This is a genomic window from Corynebacterium sp. HMSC074A01 (genome assembly GCF_001831515.1).
Classification (GTDB): domain Bacteria; phylum Actinomycetota; class Actinomycetes; order Mycobacteriales; family Mycobacteriaceae; genus Corynebacterium.
In genome coordinates this window covers 82,705-104,499 of sequence record NZ_KV825618.1, presented here as the reverse complement: position 1 = coordinate 104,499, position 21,795 = coordinate 82,705, and the positions used below count along the sequence as shown (strand labels likewise).

The following is a 21,795-nucleotide window of genomic DNA, read 5'->3' as shown; positions in this document are numbered from 1 at the left end:
GTTAAGGCCCAACGAGGTCCTTGAGCGCTTCGAACTTCGCCGGACCGATGCCTTTGACATCCATCAGATCCTCAGGCTTTGCAAACGGGCCGTTCGCCTCGCGGTGTTGCACGATCGCCTGCGCCGTTGCTTCGCCGACGCCAGGCAACGCGGTGAGTTCGGCCGCGGTCGCCGTATTGAGCGACAGCACTCCCCCGCCGGCACCTGCTGGCGCATCGGGGGCTTGTGCGCCGGATTCGCCGCCAGCGTGAACGGAGGGCACGACCAACTGCTGCCCGTCGACTAAGAGTTGCGCTTGGTTCAGTGCGTAGATGTCTGCGTCTGGCCGGGCGGATGCGGCGTTGAGGGCATCCGCAACGCGCGCACCGTCTGGGAGCGTTACCAGTCCAGGGCGCTCCACTTCACCGACGACAGACACCACGATTTCCCCGCTTGGCGCGCTTTCCGTTTCGGTCGCCGCAGAGTCCCAGGTGGTCGGGGTCTCCGGCGGCGGCGAGGCACGGAGAAACGCCCACGCACCGAACGCTAGCAGTACACATGCGACGGCGATGCAGGCATGTTTAGGCGACACGCTAAGTCGCGGTTTCGGGTATTCGACGTTGAGTAGGTCTTCTTCCCCAGTTGGGCGAGTAAGTTCTTTGATTCGGTCAAGAGTATCCATGCCCGCATAATACGAAACGTAAATCAAAAATGGAAGGTCCTAGTGAAATCTATCCAAAACATCCAGCACGAATGAAACGGGCGGGACAGAAGGGACTACTGAGGTTCCGGCCTACCCCTCGCGCTGCGAGGAGAACACCACCGAAAGCCCGATCGCCCCCTGACCGGTATGCACCGCAATCACATCCACCAGTGGCTCGATCAAAATCCGCGAGCCATCCGGCAACACCGCCTCCAGCGTATCCGCAAGCTGATTTGCAGCCTCAGCCGCATCGGTGTGCTGGATCGCCGCAAAGACCGGCTTCTCCCCCGCTCGCTCCATGACCAGCTCCGCAAGCTTTGCGAAGGCTTTCGTCTGTGTCCGCGTCTTACCTGCGAGTTCAAGTTTGCCAGCGTTGAGCCGCAGGATCGGTTTGGTGGCGAGCAGTGCGGCGGAAAGGACTGCGGTGCCCGTCGATAAGCGACCGCTCTTGCGCAAATCATCAAGCTGGCTGAGGTACAGCCACGTCTCTGAGCGCTCGATGGTCGAACGCGCCATCGCCTCGCACTCGTCCAAGTCAGCCCCTTCGCGCGCGAGCGTCGCCGCAGCCATCGCCGCAGCACCAATACTCATCCCCGCAGTGTCCGTCTCCACGACCCGCACGGTATCCGGAAACACCCCTGCGGCCTGGACTGCGGCCGACCACGTCGAGGAAAAGTGCTTCGACAAGTGCAACGCGACCACACCGTCGTCCCCGCCGCGCTCCAACTGCCGCGCGTAGCACGCCGCAAGCTCAATCGCGCTCAGCCCGCTTGTCGACGCCCCCTCGTCCCCCTCCATCACATGCAGCGCAGCCTCGGTAATATCAAGCTCCTGCAGCAATTCCTCAGACAAGCCTGCTGCGGAATCAACCACAATGCGTACCGTCATGGGGCAACCAACCCCTGATTCCACGCCTCCAGGTACCACTGCACCTCGTCGTCGCTGGCCGAATTTTCGGCGCGGTACGCAGGCAGCGCGTACAAGCGCGCGGTATTCGTGTTACCCAGGCTCTTAAAGAGCGGGTACTGCGCTACATCGAAGCCGAGCAGACTGGCGGTCAGCGCAGAGATCGTCCCGCCGTGCGCGACCAAAAGCACCGCCGAATCGCCCCATTGTGCATAATCCGTGAGCAGCTCGTCCACCACCGGGCGGGCCCGCTGCGCTACCTGCACACGGCTCTCGCCTTCCGGCGGTGCCCATGTCGCGTCGTTGCGCCAATGCGCACGCGCCCCCGGGTGAGCCCCGTCGACTTCCTCGTGCGACTTGCCCTGCCACGCCCCCAAGTGGGTCTCCCGCAGGCGAGGGTCCGTAGTCACGGGCACACCGACTGCGTCAGCAATAATCTCCGCGGTGTCAGCCGCACGCGAAAGGTCGGAGGCGACAATCTTCGACACACCGAGCTGCGCCACCATGCTCGCCGCAGCGCGCGCCTGAGCAATCCCGGTCTCCGACAACTGGGTGTCCAGGTGCCCTTGCATCCTCCGGGTCGCGTTGTACACGGTTTGCCCATGCCTCAGCATGATGAGTCGGCGCTGCATCGGCGATCCTCCTTACGTAAGTGGGCGGAACTTCGGGCGACTGAAACTACACAAGCGTGGCTCGTGTTTAGTCCTCGTCTTCAGGTGCCTCGCCAGCAAGCGGCAGATCCTCGAGATCCTCAACCCCGCGGACTTCCGTGAAATCTTCCGGACGCTGGTACGGCTCGATCCCTTCCACGGTGATAGCCGGGCAGTCCGCGTACAGGCGGTCAAGCCCGTAGAACTCGCGCTCCTGCTCACGCTGCACGTGCACCACAAAGTCCCCGTAGTCCAGCAGCACCCAGCGGAACTCGCGGTTGCCTTCGCGACGCTTCGGCTCCAGGCCCGCCTCGGTCAGCTCAGCTTCCACCTCGTCGACAATCGCGGCGACCTGACGCTCATTGTTTGCCGATACGACAACAAAAATATCCGTAATGCCCATCACCTGGGACACATCAAGCACGGCAATATTCGTGCCTAGTTTCTCATCAGCAGCCTTCGCCGCAATGGTGGCCTGTTCAATGGAGATCTGCGCTGCGCTCAAGAAGCAATTCCTTTTCAAGTACCAAGATAAAATGTAGCGCCCTCATTGTCCCATGACAGGCGCGCAAAGTGCCACTTACTGATAGAGCCGATTCTTCGCGATGTACTGCACCACCCCATCAGGCACCAAGTACCACACCGGGCGCCCCTCATGCGCGCGCTTGCGACAATCCGTGGAAGAAATCGCCATCGCCGGGATCTCGATCAGGTGCACACGGCGCTGAATCTCCTCCGGAAACATCTCCTCCGTCAGTTCATAGCCTGGCCTGGTGACCCCGACAAACTCGGCGAGCTCAAACATCTCTTCCCAATGCCGCCAAGACATAATCGAGCTCAACGCGTCCGCTCCCGTAATGAAAAACAGCTTCGCGTCGGGGAACTGTTCCCGAAGATCCCGCAACGTATCCAACGTGTATGTGGGGCCACCCCGGTCAATGTCGACCCTTGAAACCGAAAAACGCGGATTAGAAGCAGTAGCCACCACGCTCATCAAGTACCGATCCTCGGCCGCAGTAATCTCCCGATCCGCCTTCTGCCACGGGTTACCCGTCGGCACGAAGAGGACCTCGTCTAAGTCAAACCTGTCAGCGACCTCGCTCGCCGCCACGAGGTGTCCGTGGTGGATCGGATCAAACGTACCGCCCATGATGCCGATGCGGGAGGCACCGGCGAGCGAATCAGCAAACTCTTCCATGGTCACCAGGCTACGCGGAGCGGGTCGTAACGAAGCCTCCCCGCCCCTGCTTAGCGGTACCGAACCTGGTCCACAAACCTGCCGAAGGTATCCGAAACCTGGTTATCCCAGCGCGAAGGCCAGATGTAGTAGCGCCCGTGGTTGCCACCGTTGCCTTGGGAGGCGCGCAACGTCTGGATCGACAGGTCACACACGCCATCCAGCGGCAAGCAGTAGTTCACGCGGTTGCGTGTCCCCGCAGCAGACTTCATATTGAACGGCAAGAAGCCCAACATGCCGCCGGCGCCACCGCCTGCAACACCAACCGTGGCCGGATCCCAGGGGGCTGTGTTCGGGCTACCGAAGTAGACCACGCCCGCAAGCTGTCCGCGCCGCGCCAGCTCCCGCTCATGCTCCAGCATGATCATCGTGCCCTGCGAATAGCCGGACAAAATGTACTTCGGACGGCACCCAGTGGATCGCTCATAGTTGTTGATCATGGCCATCACGCCAGTGCGGCCAATCTGCACGGAATCGAGGAACTCATTGCCGGCGCGCACGGCCATGCGCAGTACCGGCATGCTGTACTGCACCGCCAGGCCAAGCGCCTGCAGCGCTGTCGACGGCGCAATGACATTGGGCACTTCGTACTCCGGGTAGACGGCCGGGTAGTAGCGCGGCTCAAGGCCGAGCACCTCCACGTCCTTCATCAGCGAATTGCCGCCGTGCGTCGCCCGGTAGCGACCTTCGGCGTGGTGCAGGAAGGCACGAATCGTCTGCCCCTCCCACCCGTTGGACACCCACGGTGCCTGGGAGGAGTAGCGGGTGCGGTAAATCTGGTCGTTCTGGCCGGAGCCGCGGGCCGCGACAAACGCGACCGCCGGACAGCGGTGCTGCGCTTCAGCCTGCGGGGCAGGGGCAATCGGGGTAAGCACCGCGGTAACCGCGGCGACAAAGGCGATGACAAGGGCGCTCACGCGAAGGCGCCAGGAGGCATGGGATTTCAACACGCCAATGAGCATAGAGCCAGAATGCCCCAATGTCTCATTAAGGTTACGGCCTGGTGTGCCCAGCCCCCTCGACGATCCACTTTGTGCTGGTCAGCTCGGGCAGCCCCATCGGGCCACGCGCGTGCAGCTTCTGAGTTGAAATCCCAATCTCAGCACCCATGCCGTACTGCTCGCCGTCTGTGAACGCGGTGGAAGCATTCAGCACCACTGCTGCCGCATCAACACCATCAGCGAAACGCTGCAGGGCCCGCGCGCTATCCGAGGCGATAGCTTCGGTGTGCCCGGTGCTGTACTTCGCAATATGCGCAATCGCGCCCTCCACACCGTCAACCACCGCGCACGCGATATCGAATGACAGGTACTCATCTGCCCAGTCTTCCTCCGTGGCAGCCACGATGTCGCGGGCACCGCACGCCGAAAGCGTTTCCACGTCGCCGTGGACGGTGACCGAGGCCTTCTGCAGTGCCTCGATGACGCGGAGTTTGTCGGCGTCGGGCAACGCGGCGTCGAGAAGCACTGTCTCCGTCGCATTACACACCGAGCAGCGACGTGTCTTGCCGTTGAGCAGCATGTCGATCGCCGAATCCAGCGGGGCATCTTTGTCAATGTAGAAGTGGCAGTTGCCCGTGCCCGTCTCAATCGCTGGCACAGTCGCGTGCTGCACCACCGCGTGAATCAGCGAGGCGCTCCCGCGCGGGATGACCACGTCGACCAGGCCGCGGGCTGTAATCAACTCCTGCACCGTCGCGTGGCTCTCGCACGGCAGGAGCTGTACCGCCTCACGCGGAAGCCCAGCGGAGGCGAGGACGTCCTGCAGCACCGCGACCAGCGCCGCGTTCGAACGCACTGCAGATTTCGAGCCGCGCAAAAGTGCAACGTTGCCCGACTTCAGGGCAAGCCCGAAGGCGTCGACCGTGACGTTCGGACGCGCCTCGTAGACCATCCCCATCACGCCCAGCGGAACGCGCACTTGCCGCAGCTTCAGCCCATTCGGCAGCGTTCGGCCCTGCACGATGTCACCGACCGGATCCTGCAGACCCGCAACCTGGAGCAGACCGTCAGCAATGCCGGCGACACGATCGGTGTCAAGGGCCAGGCGGTCGATGAGTGACTCGTCCATCCCGTTCTCACGTCCGGCCGCGATGTCAGCGCGATTCGCCTCAAGGATCTCTTCTGTGCGCGCGACGAGTGCCTCCGCCGCCGCGCGAAGCACCGTGTTCTTGGCTTCGGTCGACAGCTCGGCAAGCTGCGGCGCAACGCGCTTCGCGGCTTGCGCGAGCTCGTGGACGCTCCCGGCCACACCCTCTGCGTGATCGTGCATGTTAGTACCCCGCTTCCACATCGACTTCGGTGTGCATTTGCTCACCGCTGGCAAACTTCTCCCAGTTCTTCACCGCGAGCGCACCCACGCGTCGCTCCATGAATCGCGGAATGTTGGCAGTGTGCGGCGTAATCACGACCGTGTCCATGTCCCACAGCGGGTGATCCGCGGGGAGAGGCTCGGGCTCCGTCACGTCCAGGCCCGCCCCCGCAATGGTGCCGTTACGCAGCGCGTCCGTCAGCGCCTCGGTGTCGATGAGGCCACCGCGCCCGACGTTCACGATCACTGCGTTCGACGGCATCGCCGCAAGCACCTCAGCGTTCACGAGGTGCTTCGTGTCCGGTGTCAGCGGCGCGAGCAGGACAAAGTACTCGTTGTTGGCCCATACCTGCGCCATCGCTTCAGCATCGGACATCGCTACAGTTTGCACCGCGCCCTTTACCTCGCGCCCAGAACGGTTCACCGCAGTGACCTCGACCCCGAACGGGGCGAGAAACTCGACCAGCTTCTTGCCAATGCCGCCAGCACCGATCAGCGCCAGCTTTTTGTTATCGAAGAGGAACTCGGTCTCATCGAAGAGCTGGCTTTGGTTCCATTCGCGTCGCACAGCCTTGTGCCGGTGCGACACCGCGAGCAACAGCCCAAGCGTCGACTCCGCCACGGTGTCGTCGTAGATTCCAGCGGCGTTAGCGAAGCGGACGCCTCGCGCCGCGTGCTTCGCCAAAATTCCGGCGTCAAGGAGCATCTCAATCCCGGCGTAGCCGATCTGCACGACCTTCACGCTCTCCGGCAGCGTGTCCGGAAAGTCTTTCGGGCCGCCGCGGAACACAAGCATGTCCGGGTCCTGGTCAAGGTCGACCATTTCGTGGCCTGCCGCTTGAAGGTCAGCGACCGAGGCCTCCCACGGGGAAGGAAGAAAAGCAAACTTCATGCCCCTACCGTAGCCGTTACAATCGGCTCGCGTAGTGAGATAGGTAATCCGCGTGCACAACCGGGCGTCGTTTATTTTCCGCAAGCTCTGATGTGTGCTTGCCACACATATCGGCAAGCTCCGTCGCGTCGTAGGCGACCTCCCCTCGACCAATCACTTCAGAGTCCGGGCCGAGAATCTCCACGATGTCGCCGGCATGAAATTCGCCTTCGACGCTCGTAATCCCCACCGCGAGCAGGCTCGTTCCACCGCGGGTCACCGCCTCAACAGCACCCGCGTCCAGCCGCAGGACCCCCTCCGCATCCGCGGCGTAGAGCGCCCAAAACTTCCAGGCGCGAAGCTGCGACGCCGGTCGCGTGTGAAACACTGTGCCACAGTCGGCGCTGCCCAGCGCTTGGGCAATATTGCTTGCCGACGTCAACAGCACCGGCACCCCGCCGCGCGTCGCCAACCGCGCCGCCGACACTTTAGCTGCCATCCCGCCGGTGCCGAACACGCCACCATCGCCAGCTGCGACCCCTTCGAGGTCGTGTCCACTGCGCACCTCGGTGAGCATGCGTGCTGTCGGGTCTGCAGGATTTCGGTCGTACAACCCGTCCACATCCGACAGCAGCACGAGCGCATCGGCAGCAGTGAGCGTCGCAACGATTGCCGACAGACGGTCATTGTCCCCGAAACGCATTTCCGAAGTAGCAACCGTGTCGTTCTCGTTCACAATCGGCACAGCCCCCAACTGGCGCAGCCTGTCGATCGTGCGCTGTGCGTTCCGGGCCCGTTCACGCACACCAGCATCGGCCTGCGTCAGGAGCACCTGCCCAGCCGTTCGGCCATAACGAGCAAACGACGCACCCCACACCTGGGCGAGGTGAACCTGGCCAATCGCGGAAGCCGCCTGCTTCGTCGCCAAATCGCGCGGACGCTGCGACAACCCCAGCGGTGCCATACCAGCAGCGATTGAACCAGATGAGACAACGACGATGTCGGTGCCTGCGCTCATCCGTGCATGCATGGCGTCGACAAGCGCATCAATCTTTTCGGGGCTGACGGACGAGTCCGCGTTGACCAGCGAGCTCGACCCAATCTTGACCACAATCCTTCGCGCGCTCGCAATGTGCGCGCGAAGCTGGGATTCGGAAAGGTCAGGCGTTAAGGCAGCAGGCATAAGGACTCAGTCTAACCCTCCCAGCGCTTGCGCTCCGCTTCTTCCCCGTCGCCGTAATCAAACTCATCGATGAGGCCACGCCGCGCCTGCGAGGCACGCTTGCGTTCCGCGGCAGAGATTCGGTTTGTGTCGTACAGGCGGGCGTCCGCGCCGCGGCCTGCGAGCGTCGGGTCTCCGCCACGCATCGGCTCCCAATCGAAGGAAATGTCTCCGATGGTGACGGTATCGCCCTCTTGCGCGCCGATCCGCCTGAGTTCGTCCTCGACGCCGGCCTTTTCCAGACGATCCGAGAGATATCCGACCGCTTCATCGTTTTCAAAGTCGGTCTGGCGGATCCAGCGCTCTGTCTTCTCTCCAGTGACGATCCAGCCCTCGGGATACATCGGGTCGCGCTCGACCACAATGCCACTGTCTGCCTTACCTTTACGCCCCTTACGCGACACACCGCGCGGGCGAAGGATCTCTTGCTGCTCGACAGTTGCAGCGGACTTCTTCGCCTTCCGCTGCGCCTTGCGGGTTTGCTCGACGACATTCCACATCGCCCATTTGAGCTCTTCTAAGCCCGCACGGGTCGCCGTCGAGATCTGGAAAACCGGCCACCCGAATCGCTCCTTGATGTCTTCGAGGAGAAACTCGGCGAGCTCTGCGGCTTCCGGGATGTCCATCTTGTTCAGCACAATGATGCGCGGCCGCTCACGCAGATCCCCGAGGCCCGAGTCGTGGTCGAGTGCATCCGCGTAACTATCCAGCTCCGCTTCCAACGCCTCCACGTCAGAGATGGGGTCTCGGCCGGGCTCAATGGACGCCACATCAACAACGTGGACAAGGACCGCGGTGCGCTCAATGTGCCGCAAGAAGTCGAGCCCCAGGCCCTTGCCTTGGCTTGCCCCCGGAATCAACCCGGGGACATCGGCAACCGTAAAAGTGTCGTCGCCCACGTCCACAACGCCCAGGTTCGGCGCAAGCGTAGTAAATGGGTAGTCCGCAATCTTCGGCTTCGCTGCAGACAGGACCGAGATGAGGGAGGACTTACCTGCCGACGGGAAACCGACGAGCCCCACGTCAGCCATAGACTTCAGCTCCAGGATGAGGTCGTGCGCCTCACCTGGCTCGCCCTTGAGCGCAAAGCCCGGGGCCTTGCGCTTTGCGGTAGCGAGCGCCGCGTTGCCCAGCCCGCCGTACCCGCCTTCGGCAGCCATAAACCTCGTGCCGGGCACCGTCAGGTCCGCCAGAATCTCGCCGGCCTCATTGCGCACCACGGTGCCCACTGGGACCTCCAAGATGAGGTCCTCGCCGCGGGCACCGTTGCGGTGATCGCCTTCACCGTTGCCGCCACGACCGGCCTTGACGTGCGGACGGTACTGAAAGTCGAGAAGCGTGTGCACCTGTGTCGACACTTCCAACACAATGTCGCCGCCGTGCCCACCGTTGCCCCCGTCTGGGCCGCCGAGTGGCTTGAACTTTTCGCGGTGCACGGACACGCACCCGTGCCCACCGTCACCTGCTTGCAAATGCAGCACCGCGCGATCAACAAACTGCGCCATGGTCTTGCCCGCCTCCCTCTCGTAAATGATCCGCCTGCTCGTGCGCGTCTCACGCATTACAACGTGTGCGGCACCTCCAACAAGGTTTCTTACATGCAGGGTACCGGGTGAACCGCAAAGCAAGTAACGGCTCCGGTCTTAGTCCACCGAGAGCGTGTGCTCTTCCCCGACTATACGAACCGTTTCCTCCGTGATCGTGCGCAGCGCTTCACCGCTCGGGTCGTTTTGCGCGATCCAAAGCTTATGACGATGTTCCAACCGGTCTGCAAAGTTGCGCGCCCACCGCCCATTGCTGCGCTCAGCAGACGGTAACGCTTCATACACCGCGACAACGGTCCCTTCCAGTAGTGCCGCATCGACGCTCCAACCCCTTGCTTTCAGGCTTTCTGCGACAATGCGCGCAACCTCTTGCGGGGTGTAGTCAGGAAACTCGATCGCGTTTGGAATACGGGAGCGCAGTCCAGGGTTCGCGTCCATGAATGCTTCCATCTCGTCGGTATATCCGGCAAGAATCGCGATGAACTTGCCCCGGTCATTCTCCAATCTGGGTAGAAGCGTCTCAACGGCCTGCAGGCCAAAATCATTCGCACTTCCAGCGCTGGTGAGTTGGTACGCCTCGTCGATAAACAGCACTCCACCCATCGCTTCGTCGAGTGCTCGGGTGGTCTGCTTTTCAGTCGCGCCGATGACAGAGCCAACGAGGTCTGCTCGCGTAACCTCCTTGACGGTGGGCGACTCCAGAATCCCCAATGCGTGGAAGATTTCCGCAACGATGCGCGCAACGGTCGTCTTGCCCGTGCCGGGATTACCAGAAAACACCATGTGGTACGTCGGCGTGGAGGCCTGTAGACCCTGCGCTTCGAGCCGCTGGTTGGCCTCCGCGACCTGCACCAGGTCCGCAGCCCACTGCTTCACTTCTTCCAAGCCGATAAGGTTTTCCAGCTCATCCAAGAGGGACTCAACACGCTCGGCACTGGCCGCCCCACCTGTGACTGTGCGGATATCTGCGGCGGTCACGCTTGTGATCTCTTCGTTTGTCACCTGGGACAAGTCGCCGGCGTGAGTCAGGGCCAAACGGGTACTGATCGCCCCGATGAGTGCATCCTCAAAATTACGCACCCACCTGCCGTTCGAACCGTCGCCAGAGCGCCGGTACTGTCGACGAATCGCTGCTTGCAACGCATCCCGGTCAAAGGTATAGCCCTTCTTCGACAGGCTCGCCGCGCCGATTGCCGCAAGTTCATCCGCAGAATAGTCCTCAAAGTCGAAGCGGTTGGGGATACGCGACTTCAATCCCGGGTTCATGGCAAGGAAGTCCTGCATCAAGTCGGGGTAACCTGCGAAAATGATGACGATGTCGTCGCGGTGGTTCTCCATGAACGTCAGGATCGCAGTCACCGCTTCTTTGCCGAAGTCCTGCCCGCTTTCCGAGTGCAGGTCATAGGCCTCATCGATAAACAGCACACCGCCACGTGCCTGCTCAAGCACCTCGTTGGTTTTTTGCGCTGTTTTCCCGATGTATTCGGAGACGAGGTCAGCCCTTCCAACCTCGACAAACGTGTCCGTTCGTACTGCGCCGGCGCTATAGAGCGCCTGCCCAAGCAAGCGCGCCACGGTAGTCTTCCCCGTCCCGGGATTACCGAGGAACATCGAATGCATCACCAGCGGCTCAGGTGCCAGCCCAAGCTCAGCGCGCCGTTGATTAAACTTCACACGGTTCATGAACGCATTGATCTGGCGCTTTACCGTGTCAAGGCCGATGAGTTCGTGAATCTGCGACATTGGATCACCAGGCGCACTTTGCGACGATGCCGCCGCTGCCGCATTCTCGACGCCCACGGCACCGGGAGACGGCGCAGCGTCCACAGGTTCACGCACGCATTGCCATTGCCCATCAACCTGTTCAAAGAACGATGCAGCAGAGAACTGCACTTCTCCTTGATCTACATAGACTGCCGCGCTGGCTGTCTGCACCAGCCAAGATTCGCCCACGGTCAGGGAGGCGTGATCGACGAAGAATTCCGCGTAGCTCGTCAGAAGCGTCAACTGGGAGAATTCGCAGCGGCTCCCGCGCTGAATCACCAACTGTCGCTGGTTTGTAAGTGAAGGATGAATGGCGAGCGAGCCAGACACCCGTGACGCCTCTGCATGCACAGCGTATGCAGACGATGCGTCGACGTCGACGACTGCCCCATCGACAAACTGTGCCCAACCGAGGAAGGACGTACTAGTGGAAACTTCTCCGCCGAAAGCCGCCACCGTAGGGTCTGACACCCCCGCAGGAGACTCAACAATGGTCTGATCTAGGTAGAGACGGCCATTGCGGACAAATAACGCCGGAATCTTGCCGAAGCGTTGCGCGCTAACCACCCTTGTACGCAGGAGATACGCCTCAGAGCCTTCAAAAACATTACAAGCGTTATGCCCATCTGCCTGTAACAACGTCATGTCTTCGACGATGAGCCTGCCACCATTGTCCGCGTTCAGCGAGCCTGAAATTGCCAGCACTGTGGCGTCGCGCTTCGCGCCCCGAAGGGTCAAATCGCGGACGTGTTTCGGCACTGACTCAATTGAGTAATTTCCCTCTTCCAGTATCACTGTTGCGTCGGATGCAAGCAGCGGCGCGACCACACGCTCAAAATCTTCATTATCCGCAGCTCGCCATCGCACTTCAGATGTGGTCTCGCCCTCACGGTGCACGACACACGAGCGGGGATCAACATCGCAGTGACCCGCCCCTTCTGCCTTCACCACTACTGTGGCACCGTTGTCGCTCACCACCTGCGACAAACGCAGGTTGGCGTTTCGCACAAGTATCTCCGGCTTGCCAGTCTTCACCAGCACACCTGACGAATCCAGCGTTGCACCATCAACGACGATCGCTAAACGGGTGAGCGTGGGCGTCTCAATGGTCACGTCGTTCAAGAGGTGCATCTTTGCGCCAGTGGACGCAAAAAGCATGCCTACCACCGTCGCCTGGACGCTCCCCTCCGACCCTGACTCCAAATCCAGCCTGTCCAGCGTGCTGCGCTCGATCGCGCACTGCGCATGCTCGATGCCGAGCACCGCCTTCTTGTCTTTCCCGCCCCTGACTACGCTGTCCCACACCTTGAGCTGTGCACCTTTGACACCAATCGATGGAAACTCTGTCTCATCAGGCACCTCAACATGGCAGTTGCGCACCAGTGCATGACCGTCGTTGCAAATGATGGCGTTGCCACCACGCGGGCCGAACACTGACACCCCGACAAGCGACGCCCCTCGAGCGAGCACAATGCGACCATAAATTCGCACCCCTGAATTCTCGGCCTGCAAAGTACGGGATTCGACCAGCAACGTTTCTACCCGGTAGTCGCCCGGCGCAAGCAAAAGCGCTTCTCCCGGCGGTACCGACGCAAGCATCTGGGCGAGATCATCGTTCGGCGTTGCGCGCATAGTGGGACTCTCCTTTTAGGGCTTCGACACGGGACTACTCTACGCGTAGCCGCCGCATCGACCACTGCCGCCACCACAATCTAGGAATTTCGTATTTTTCCTTGACTCGACAGTGCCAGTTGCGTATCTTTCGGTTCATGGACTTTATAACGCAATTGAAACAGTACTTTTCCCTACGAGACCGTGGCATGGACATTATTACCTGGGCCGCACATACACAGCAGAATCACGATGACCTTACTGCGCTTGGCATGCCCAACGATTACGCAACAAACGTACTCCGGTTGGTCGAATTATTCTTCCACGAAGAGACACATTCGCGTTACCAAGCACGAAGCAAAAGAAAAGCAGAAGAGAACAACCACAGTGTGGAGACGCTCGCCGTGATCTGGCAGGCTTCCCGCAACATCGAAGACCCCACGAAGCGCTGGCAATTTAGGGAAGCACTCTGCGGCACGACAGGCGATACACACGATGTCCAGCGGACGGCGCGCCGGATCAAGAAACACTACGTCCCGAAAAAGGTGCCCAAGGATGGGGTGAGAACCCGCCGCGTTGGCGACAAGATGACTGTTTCCATCACCGGATCCCCCGACTCGATGCAGCATCTTGTGGATGCCTTCAATGAAGCCTCTGCTGCAGGCGGTTCCCCTACCGACCCTGTTGATTGGGTGCTCCACCATCGCCCCTCTGGTGCCGGTGACCTTACCGCACATGCAGTGATGACCATCGACGACGTCGAACACGTCTTGAGGGGTGACAGCGTTGAAGACGACGTTCTCGTCCAACTCACGGACGGCACGGTGCTTACCGGCATGGAAGTCGCCCAGCGCTCTCTGCGCGATCGTGGGTTCATCACGCTTCTTTCTCCAGGGGCCGGGCCGATCAATGTCTACGAGGCCGCCTTCGAGCATGCAGACGTGAAAAAACGCCGCGGCCCCAAAGATATGGGGCACGCGGCGTAGAAGACACGTGGTGTGCGCTTCCGGCTAGGCGGTAGCTTCGTCCTCGACAACGCCTGCTGCCTCTGCCTGCTCAAGCACCTCGGAGGAGACGCCCTCACCATCAGCCGGGATGATGTTGACGATGCGACGCTTCCGCTTGATGCCGAACTGGACAGAGCCCGGCTTCAGCGCGAACAGCGTATCGTCGCCGCCGCGGCCGACGTTGTCGCCCGGGTGGAACTTGGTGCCACGCTGACGAACGAGGATTTCACCGGCCTTGACCTGCTGACCACCGAAGCGCTTCACACCGAGGCGCTTCGACTCAGAGTCACGACCGTTCGAGGAGCTGGATGCACCCTTCTTAGTTGCCATGTTTCTTTCTCCTTAGAAGTTGGTCTTACTTGATGCCAGTGATCTTGACGGTGGTCAGCTGCTGACGGTGGCCCTGGCGGACCTTGTAGCCGGTCTTGTTCTTGTACTTAAGAATGTCGACCTTCTTGCCCTTGCCGTGCTCGACGATCTCGGCCTCAACGCTTACCTTGGCCAGTGCATCTGCGCCAGCGGTCACGTCAGCGCCATCTACGAGAAGGATCGGGGTGAGTGCAACCTTGTCGCCTGCTTCACCCTCCAGCTTCTCGACCTTGACGAGGTCGCCTTCGGCAACCTTGTACTGCTTGCCGCCGGTCTTGACGATCGCGTACATAGAGGGTTACCCCTTATCTCTACTCGCACGTCCTCCGGCATGCTTCGGTGGACGTATGGAACATTAACTTTCTGCGTTTCGGGGCCCGAAAGACCCGCCGTGCCCGCATGCGTAGGCAACGAGGCGGCACGCCCCAAAACAGCGACTGCCAAAGACTACACCGAAGTGGGGCGATTCTCCAAACTGCGATGGCTTTTAAAGAATCGCCTCACCATCTGTCCCCTCCAGAGACGTCTTACCGTCCTTGGCGAGGGATACGAGGCTCGGTGCTATGCGCCGCCCCTGCGGGTAGCGCGGCGTCGACCTCGACGCCCACCACCAGCACGCTGCTTATTGCTGGCAACCGATGCGGTCTTTTGGGCCTTCCTCGGAGCGGCCACACTGCCATTCCCATTCGTCTTCTCGGTGTCGCTCTTCTCAGTCGAGGCTTGTGCCTCTGGCTGTGGCGTCGTGGTGCGCCGCACTGCGCGACGACGACGTCGACGCGGAGACGTGCCAGAACCACCCTTACCGCGGCTGCTCCGGCGTTGCTGCTTGTTTTCACCACTTTCGCTGCCCGCAGCGTTACCGTCAGTCGACGTGCCTGAGTGCTTGTCGCCTTTCGGGGTTTCCTTGCGACGATCATCTGTCGTTGCCGGTTTCTCCTCGACGACAAAGTCTTCTCGCTGCGGACGACGATCCGAGCGCGAATTTCCGCGCGTTGGTCGCTTCCTACGGGGAGAGTCCTCGAACTCCTTGAGCGCCTGCTCGTAGTCCTGCGTCGTGTCGGGCTCGTGGCGTGCTTCTACGCCAGCGCCCTTTTCGACGGCCTCCGTCTGCGAGGCCGAGTTCGAGCGAGCAGCACGTCGCGTCCTGCCACCGCGCGTGCCGCGGGTTCTCCGCCTGCTAGGAGCGGAGCGGTCACCGGCGTTCTCCTGATCGCGAACACTGGTATCAGCGCTGTCACCGCTCGTTGCGTTTTCAGAAGCAGTCCCACGGTGCTTATCGCGCGAGGAGTCTTCTCCGGTCTGCGCGTTTGATGGTGCATCTTGCGCCGGTTCAGCAGCGTGTGTGTTGGCCCCATCACGTCCGCGCCCACGTCCTCGTCCGCCACCGCGACGGCCACGTCGCCGTGACGAGCTGGGCTTTTCAGATTGCTTCGCGCGCTGCGTGTCCTCCTGCGTATCCGCGTCGTCGTCCTCGATGACGACGGCCCCAGCGAGTTCTTCAATATCTTCATCAGCCATCGGTGTGCTGTGGCTGTGGCTGTGCATCGCCTTTGCAGCGGGGTGCTCGCCGACAGGACGACGCCTCTTTGGCTTCGCGTTTTGCGGCCTAGAGCCTTGCTCGTGCACCGGCATTTGCTCAACAGGGTCGTCAAGGAGGATGAGTCCTCTGCCTTCGCAGCACTCGCAGGGCTCCGAGAAGGTCTCCAAGAGACCGGTCCCCAAGCGCTTCCGCGTCATTTGGACAAGCCCCAGTGACGTCACCTCAGACACCTGGTGGCGGGTTCGATCTCGCCCGAGTGCTTCCTTCAGGCGGCGCAAGACCAGATCCTGGTTTTCCGGCAGGATCATATCGATGAAGTCAATGACAATCATGCCGCCGATATCGCGCAGGCGAATTTGACGCACGATTTCTTCGGCTGCCTCAAGGTTATTCCGCGTCACTGTTTCTTCCAGTGACCCACCCGAGCCGGTGTACTTGCCGGTATTGACGTCAATGACTGTCAGCGCCTCAGTGTGCTCGATGATCAGCGTGCCGCCCGAGGGCAACCAGACCTTTTGCGAGAGCGCCTTGCGCAGCTGTTCGTCTACCCGATACAGCCCGAATGCATCTGCTGCTTTGTGCTTTTCCGTGCTGAACTTTTCAACCCTGTCCAGCAGGTCTGGTGCGACCGACTCCACGTACGCGTGCACCATGTTGTATGGGCGCTTGCCGTCGATAATCAGCGAAGTGAAGTCCTCATTAAAGAGGTCCCGCACAACCTTTACGAGGAGATTCGGCTCTTCATAGAGCGTGACGGGCTGCGCACCCTTCGACTCAATTTCGCGCTCGGCGTGCTCCTGAATTGCTTCCCACTGCGTGTGGAGACGGCGCACGTCTGCGGCGATGGCCTCCTCGCTGGCCCCCTCGGCAGCAGTGCGAATGATCGCGCCACCCGTGCCCGGGACCACATTGTGCAGGATCTCCTTGAGGCGCTTGCGCTCAGGTGCTGGGAGCTTGCGAGAAATACCCGCGCTGCGCCCGCCGGGGACATACACCAAGTATCGCCCTGCAAGCGAGATCTGGGTGGTCAAGCGAGCACCCTTGTGCCCTACTGGGTCTTTCGTTACCTGCACGACTACCTGGTCGCCGGACTTCAACGCATGCTCGATGCGGCGTGAGCGTCCGCCAAGCCCTGCGGATTTCCAGTCAATTTCACCGGCATAGATCACGCCGTTGCGTCCCTGCCCAATGTCGATAAAGGCAGCTTCCATGCTCGGGAGGACGTTTTGCACCCGGCCAAGGTAGATGTTGCCAATCAGCGTTGTCTGTTCATCGGAAGTGACAAAGTGCTCGACAAGCAGGCCATCTTCAAGCACACCGACCTGGGTGATGCGCCCGTGGCCATCGTGGCGCTCACGTTCGCGTACCACCATGGTGCGTTCCACCGACTCCCTGCGTGCCAAGAATTCAGCTTGGCTGACGATGCGGGAGCGCTTTCTGGCCTCTGCGCTCTTCTCGCTGCGCCGACGCCGCTTCGCTTCAAGACGTGCTGAGCCCTTGATCGCTCTCGGTTCTTCGATGAGCTCAGTGGCCTCCGAGTCACCAGCGTGCTCCGTATGCCCAGCTTCCTGCGTCTGGGCGTCATGCGCAGCTTTCCGGCTTCGGTTGTTGCGTGTCCGCTGAGCAGATCTCCCGCGATGGGATTGCGGGCGGGCTTGACGCTCCTCGGTGCTCGGCGAGGATTCTTCGTCACTGCGCTCTTCGTCTGCACGAGTTGCGGTATCGCTCGTCTGGGGACGGCTTGCACGACGGCGCTGACGGGATCGGGACGGTGCCTTGAAGATCGGTGCGTAGCCCGCCGTCGGCTCATCCTCAGGGACCGGGGTGACCTCGGGTTCGACGTTGGTCAGTGGACGTGCATCATCTGATGCCGATGCCGCAGATGGGTCAGCGGCCTCTTCGCCCTTGCCAGAGTCGTCTTCCCGCTGTGCTTCGGCACTGTCTTCGCTGGCCGGGGGAACTTGTGCAGCGTCGTCCTCTTTGCGCTCTTGCGCATGATCGTCGGCAGGCTTGCTGCGATCGCTCGCTTCGAGTTCGGCGTCTACTTTGTCCTCGATCTGGTGAATTTCGTTTTCCACGTCCTTGCGCACGCGGTGGCGAATCTTCTCATCAGCATCTGCCGCGGCTTCCTTCTTCGCGCCAGCCCGGCTTGCTTCACCCTGCGCACCAACGGCAGTAGAAGCCGCCAACGCGTCAAGAAGCTGCTCACTTTCAGCCTTAGTGAGCGAAGACTGTGCAACCTTGACAATCCCCATCTCAGAAAGCGCTACCACCAAATCCTTCGACGGTACGTCCAGCAACTTCGCCAGCTGGAAGACGCGCTGTTTCTCCTTCAGCTGTGAGCGGTCGAACGCGACGTAAGGATTCTGCGGCTTCGATTTCGCCGCCCGCGTGCTTGTGCCTTTGCCTGATTTCCGGGTCGACTTCTTCGTGGTCTTTTTAGTTGTCCGGCGTTGCTTCTTCGGTGTGGTTTCCTCGTTTTGAGCCACGGGCCAATTCTCCTGTTATGCGTGATCCCGCGTGGTGGCACCGGGCGCTGGCACGATTGGTGCCGCCGCCGCACAGTGCCACGCTTTCTCGCGGGCAATGTATGAAAGCTTGACAGCGTCCGTGCCTAGTTAGCCACGACGCCTGCTCTCCATTGTGGCACAGCGGAGGATTTAGTCGCGCGATGGTGACGCGTTGTGCTCCGCGAGCTCAATAAACTGGACGAGACCGTCGACTGCTGTTTCAACTACCGGCTTGTCCCAGCTCGTCCCGACGAGCGCCGCACCTACGAGCGCGCCAAGTGCCTGCCGGCCGTTTACCTGCGTGACTCCGGCGTATTCAAGTATCTGGTCGATGCGCCGCACGGCTTCTTCAATTTGGTGCCTGACCATCTTCTGCAAGACTGCCCCTTCGCGCCCAGCATCGATGGTGACGGCGATAATGCTGCGCACTTGCTCCGGATAACCGTTGGCGGTCAGATTCAAAATGGCAAACGCGAGCGCTTCACGGTCCTCGCGGACCTTTGGATCAGCAAGCGCATCTTCAAGGATCTGGTTTTGCAGCGCGTGCACCCGCTCGAAGCAGGTCATGATGAGTTTTTCGCTGCTGTCAAAGTAGTATCCGATTGACCCAACGGGCACGTCCGCTATCGCGGCGACCTGCCGGTGCGTGACTGCGCGCATCCCCTCGGCGAGAAGAAGACGGACTGTTGCCTCATGAATTGCGTCGCGCTTCGTTCTCGCCCGCTGCTGCTGCACCTTCCGCTCGCTCACCAGTATTGTCCTTCCCTTGCAGGTCTTTAAACTGTTTTTCCTGCTTTTCAGTTTAACAAGCTAAATCAAAGCAACTGTGTGCCATCACACAATTTTTGGGGTAGCACGAAAAAGCGCCACCCTCACTGCTTGCACAGCGGGGTGGCGTGAAGCCTAACGAATCGGTTACTTGTTGGGGAACCAGATCGCGATCTCGCGCTCAGCGGACTCCGGGGAGTCGGAGCCGTGGACGACGTTTTCGCCAACGGTCAGTGCGAAGTCACCGCGGATGGTACCCGGGGTGGCCTTTTCGACCGGGTGGGTGCCACCGGCCAGCTGACGCCATGCGGCAATGGCAGACTCGCCCTCAACGATGCCTGCGACCAGCGGTGCGGACGTGATGAAATCGACGAGCTCACCAAAGAACGGCTTGTCCTTGTGCTCTGCGTAGTGCTTCTCAGCGGTTTCGCGGTCGGCGGTGCGCAGGTCCATCTCAACCAGCTTGAGGCCCTTGCGCTCGATGCGGGAAATGATTTCGCCGACGTGGCCGTTGGCAACACCGTCGGGCTTGATCAGAATCAGAGTACGTTCAGTCATGGCCCAAACTTTACCTAAAGGTCGTCCACGATGCGCATTGCGTCAGCGCGCGTGGCATCACGCTTCCACAGCTGCACCTGCCGCACCGCAGTTTCCATATTTCCTTCTCGCTTCATGTTCGCGATGGTCTCGCGTTGGTCGTCGCTAAGCACAAGATCGGGTGCCGAGCGCAACCGGTATTGCAGAACGAGCCACGTTACGAGCGCAAGTGACGCGCCAACGATGGCAAGCGGGCCGACCCAAGCGGGTAGGGAAAGCATCGCCGCGCCCACGGCGAGTACGGACAACACGGCGGCAATGACGAGGAGGACGTGGCGCATGTGTTTGAAGCTACTAAGCTTTTCGTCGATGTTCCAGCATGTGCCGATTCACCAGCTCGCTTTAGGCCGTGGCCGCCCTGACGCGCCCGCGTTGACAGATCTCACCGCCGGTACAACCGTGACGTATGGGCAGTTGAGTGAGCTCGCAGCGAACGTTGCACAAGTGTTGGCCCGCACTCCCCTGCCCGATCGACCCGTGCTCGCCGTCCAGTTGCCCAACTCTGTAGAGTTTGCCGCCGTTATTCTGGGGATTTCTCAGGCGGGAGCCACAACAAGTCTTATCGGTCCGCTGCTGCGCGACCACGAAGCGCAACACCTCGCAGCGCTTGCTGGCGCGAACGCTGAGGTGGGGATCATCCGCATGGCGCAGGCACGCGCGCTGATTCAGGGGAAGGCACCGGAAGGGTGGCCGCCTCTGTCTTCTGTGGCACGCGTCGACAATGCAGTCACCGATCGCGGCGACGCTCTCGCGTTTATCCCCTTCTCGTCAGGCACGACGGGGCTGCAGAAGGCAGTCGGGTTGCCGGGAGCGTCGGTAAGCGCGAATATGGCGCAATTCGCAGCGGCGATCGCACAAAGTGGCGTGGGCGAGCACACGCCAACAATGTCACCCTTGCCGTTTTCCCACATCTACGGCCTAACCGCGCTGCTGCTCACGCCGCTGATGCTCGGCCACCACATCGTGACGATGCAGCGTTTCGAACCCGCGCTGTTCACACGCGCGCACCGGAACCATGACGTAAAGCTGACGTTCATCGCTCCCCCGCTTGCCCGCGTGCTCGCGGAAGCACCGCCGGAGGATTTCGCCGCGCTCGAGTTGATCATCAGCGGTGCCGACCACCTGGATCCGGCGGTTGCCAGCGCGGTAGAGCAGCGCCTGAGCGCGAGCGTGATTCAGGGCTACGGGATGACGGAGACATCGCCAGTGACGTTCGTTGGAGTGCGAGGCAAAACGCCGCCCGACTCTGTCGGCTTCCCGCTGCCGGGAACGCGCTTCCGCCTCGGGGCGCATGGCGAGCTCTCGGTTGCCGGCCCGCAGCTGATGCGCGGCTACCTCCGGCATGCCCCCATTGGCGAGTGGTTCGATACCGGCGACCTCGCGCGGGTTGGCGAGCACGGCGAGCTCTACCTCATCGGGCGCGCGAAGGACACCATCAAGTACAAGGGCTACCAGGTCGCCCCCGCGGAACTCGAGGCGGTACTCACCCAGCATGAGGCGATTGCCGACGCCGCCGTGACCGAGTTCGACCTCAATGGCACGGAGGTCCCGCGCGCGTTCGTGGTCCGAACCCCGGGTGCCGCGCTGGACGAATCCGACGTCATCGACTTCGTTGCCGCCCGCGTCGCGCCGTACAAGAAAGTGCGCGTGGTCGATTTCGTCGACGAGATCCCCCGCAGTGCTGCCGGGAAGATCCTGCGCACCACGCTGCGTGACTTGCCGCGTGCGTCTACCTTTCCGGGTCCTCCGCAGTGCCCAGGTGCTGAGTGACCAGGTAGCCGGCCCGCATGCGCTGCAGCATTTCGGAGCGCAGCTTAATGATGAAGAACCAAACGATGCCGAAAGTAATGCCCACCACGGTGACCGACCAGTGGATGAAGAAGCCGAAGATGAGCGGCACCTGGAGTGCTAAGTCCACCCAGAGCATCCCGGGACGTTTTTGGAAGAACGCAGCGATGATGTGCGCAACCCCAATCACAGTCACGTAGACCCAATTGAAGGTGGTCCACAGCGCGCCTTCTTCGATCTTGAGGATCACGGTAAGGATGAGCAAGATGGTGATCGCTTCCATGATCAGCGTGCCTGCGAGCACGCCAGTCAGCCCCTCCATCGGGTCTTTGACTGGCGTTTTCCCGGGGCCAAGTGGCCCCATTTCCGGTTCGCGGCGGAAGCGTGCGCGTCGGGGGGTGTTCTGGTCAGCCATGAGA

At 61.2% G+C, this 21,795-nt stretch carries 20 protein-coding genes; 2 read left to right on the top strand and 18 right to left on the bottom strand.

Annotated elements, in window-relative coordinates:
- Nucleotide 1: 1 nt before the first annotated feature.
- The 11 genes from HMPREF2550_RS06135 to HMPREF2550_RS06085 form a co-directional block, all read right to left on the bottom strand.
- Nucleotides 2-661, bottom strand: a complete 660-nt coding sequence (locus tag HMPREF2550_RS06135) for a ComEA family DNA-binding protein (RefSeq protein WP_070790336.1) — start codon at nt 659-661, stop codon at nt 2-4.
- A 111-nt stretch (nt 662-772) separates the two neighbouring features.
- Nucleotides 773-1,570, bottom strand: coding sequence for a DegV family protein (locus HMPREF2550_RS06130; protein ID WP_070790335.1), 798 nt, complete (start codon nt 1,568-1,570; stop codon nt 773-775).
- Nucleotides 1,567-2,220, bottom strand: coding sequence for a histidine phosphatase family protein (locus HMPREF2550_RS06125; RefSeq protein WP_083319806.1), 654 nt, complete (start codon nt 2,218-2,220; stop codon nt 1,567-1,569). The genes HMPREF2550_RS06130 and HMPREF2550_RS06125 overlap by 4 nt, the downstream gene beginning before the upstream one ends.
- A gap of 67 nt (nt 2,221-2,287) precedes the next feature.
- Complete coding sequence (rsfS, locus tag HMPREF2550_RS06120; protein WP_038592000.1) at nt 2,288-2,743, bottom strand: ribosome silencing factor; 456 nt, start codon at nt 2,741-2,743, stop codon at nt 2,288-2,290.
- 75 nt (nt 2,744-2,818) lie between these two features.
- Entirely contained in the window at nt 2,819-3,436 is a 618-nt protein-coding gene (gene nadD / locus HMPREF2550_RS06115; protein WP_083319805.1) for a nicotinate-nucleotide adenylyltransferase, read from the bottom strand.
- Between the two features lie 50 nt (nt 3,437-3,486).
- A complete protein-coding gene (locus HMPREF2550_RS06110; RefSeq protein ID WP_246817374.1) occupies nt 3,487-4,425 on the bottom strand; it encodes a hypothetical protein in 939 nt (312 codons plus the stop codon).
- Between the two features lie 43 nt (nt 4,426-4,468).
- Complete coding sequence (locus HMPREF2550_RS06105) at nt 4,469-5,746, bottom strand: glutamate-5-semialdehyde dehydrogenase (protein ID WP_070790333.1); 1,278 nt, start codon at nt 5,744-5,746, stop codon at nt 4,469-4,471.
- A gap of 1 nt (nt 5,747) precedes the next feature.
- Nucleotides 5,748-6,677, bottom strand: coding sequence for a D-isomer specific 2-hydroxyacid dehydrogenase family protein (locus HMPREF2550_RS06100; RefSeq protein WP_070790332.1), 930 nt, complete (start codon nt 6,675-6,677; stop codon nt 5,748-5,750).
- Nucleotides 6,678-6,693: 16 nt separating this feature from the next.
- On the bottom strand, nt 6,694-7,839 hold the full coding sequence (proB, locus tag HMPREF2550_RS06095) for a glutamate 5-kinase (RefSeq protein WP_070790331.1): 1,146 nt from the start codon (nt 7,837-7,839) through the stop codon (nt 6,694-6,696).
- 11 nt (nt 7,840-7,850) lie between these two features.
- Nucleotides 7,851-9,383 carry a GTPase ObgE gene (gene obgE, locus HMPREF2550_RS06090; RefSeq protein ID WP_070790421.1) on the bottom strand — a complete coding sequence of 511 codons (1,533 nt, stop codon included), beginning with the start codon at nt 9,381-9,383 and terminating at the stop codon, nt 7,851-7,853.
- A gap of 138 nt (nt 9,384-9,521) precedes the next feature.
- A complete protein-coding gene (locus HMPREF2550_RS06085) occupies nt 9,522-12,818 on the bottom strand; it encodes an AAA family ATPase (protein ID WP_070790330.1) in 3,297 nt (1,098 codons plus the stop codon).
- A 188-nt stretch (nt 12,819-13,006) separates the two neighbouring features.
- Between HMPREF2550_RS06085 and HMPREF2550_RS06080 the strand changes: the two genes are divergently transcribed.
- On the top strand, nt 13,007-13,783 hold the full coding sequence (locus HMPREF2550_RS06080; RefSeq protein WP_141760537.1) for a hypothetical protein: 777 nt from the start codon (nt 13,007-13,009) through the stop codon (nt 13,781-13,783).
- A 24-nt stretch (nt 13,784-13,807) separates the two neighbouring features.
- Here HMPREF2550_RS06080 and rpmA read toward each other — a convergent pair whose 3' ends face one another.
- The 6 genes from rpmA to HMPREF2550_RS12245 form a co-directional block, all read right to left on the bottom strand.
- Entirely contained in the window at nt 13,808-14,134 is a 327-nt protein-coding gene (gene rpmA / locus HMPREF2550_RS06075) for a 50S ribosomal protein L27 (RefSeq protein ID WP_038592018.1), read from the bottom strand.
- A 25-nt stretch (nt 14,135-14,159) separates the two neighbouring features.
- Nucleotides 14,160-14,465, bottom strand: coding sequence for a 50S ribosomal protein L21 (gene rplU, locus HMPREF2550_RS06070; protein ID WP_038592021.1), 306 nt, complete (start codon nt 14,463-14,465; stop codon nt 14,160-14,162).
- Nucleotides 14,466-14,734: 269 nt separating this feature from the next.
- Nucleotides 14,735-18,202, bottom strand: a complete 3,468-nt coding sequence (locus HMPREF2550_RS06065) for a translation initiation factor IF-2 N-terminal domain-containing protein (protein WP_070790328.1) — start codon at nt 18,200-18,202, stop codon at nt 14,735-14,737.
- A 171-nt stretch (nt 18,203-18,373) separates the two neighbouring features.
- The gene (locus HMPREF2550_RS06060) at nt 18,374-18,973 is read right to left on the bottom strand and encodes a TetR/AcrR family transcriptional regulator (protein WP_070790327.1); all 600 of its coding nucleotides are present in this window, start codon (nt 18,971-18,973) and stop codon (nt 18,374-18,376) included.
- Between the two features lie 165 nt (nt 18,974-19,138).
- On the bottom strand, nt 19,139-19,549 hold the full coding sequence (gene ndk / locus HMPREF2550_RS06055) for a nucleoside-diphosphate kinase (protein ID WP_038592025.1): 411 nt from the start codon (nt 19,547-19,549) through the stop codon (nt 19,139-19,141).
- A gap of 14 nt (nt 19,550-19,563) precedes the next feature.
- Nucleotides 19,564-19,869: a hypothetical protein gene (locus tag HMPREF2550_RS12245; protein ID WP_070790326.1), complete on the bottom strand. Its 306-nt coding sequence runs from the start codon at nt 19,867-19,869 to the stop codon at nt 19,564-19,566.
- 28 nt (nt 19,870-19,897) lie between these two features.
- On the opposite strand from HMPREF2550_RS12245, the gene HMPREF2550_RS06045 reads away from it, so the two are divergent.
- A complete protein-coding gene (locus HMPREF2550_RS06045) occupies nt 19,898-21,358 on the top strand; it encodes an AMP-binding protein (protein ID WP_168167689.1) in 1,461 nt (486 codons plus the stop codon).
- On the opposite strand, the gene HMPREF2550_RS06040 is transcribed toward HMPREF2550_RS06045, so the two are convergent.
- Nucleotides 21,318-21,791 (bottom strand): DUF4233 domain-containing protein, encoded by a 474-nt coding sequence (locus HMPREF2550_RS06040; protein ID WP_070790324.1) that lies wholly within the window; start codon nt 21,789-21,791, stop codon nt 21,318-21,320. The genes HMPREF2550_RS06045 and HMPREF2550_RS06040 overlap by 41 nt on opposite strands.
- Nucleotides 21,792-21,795: the final 4 nt, after the last annotated feature.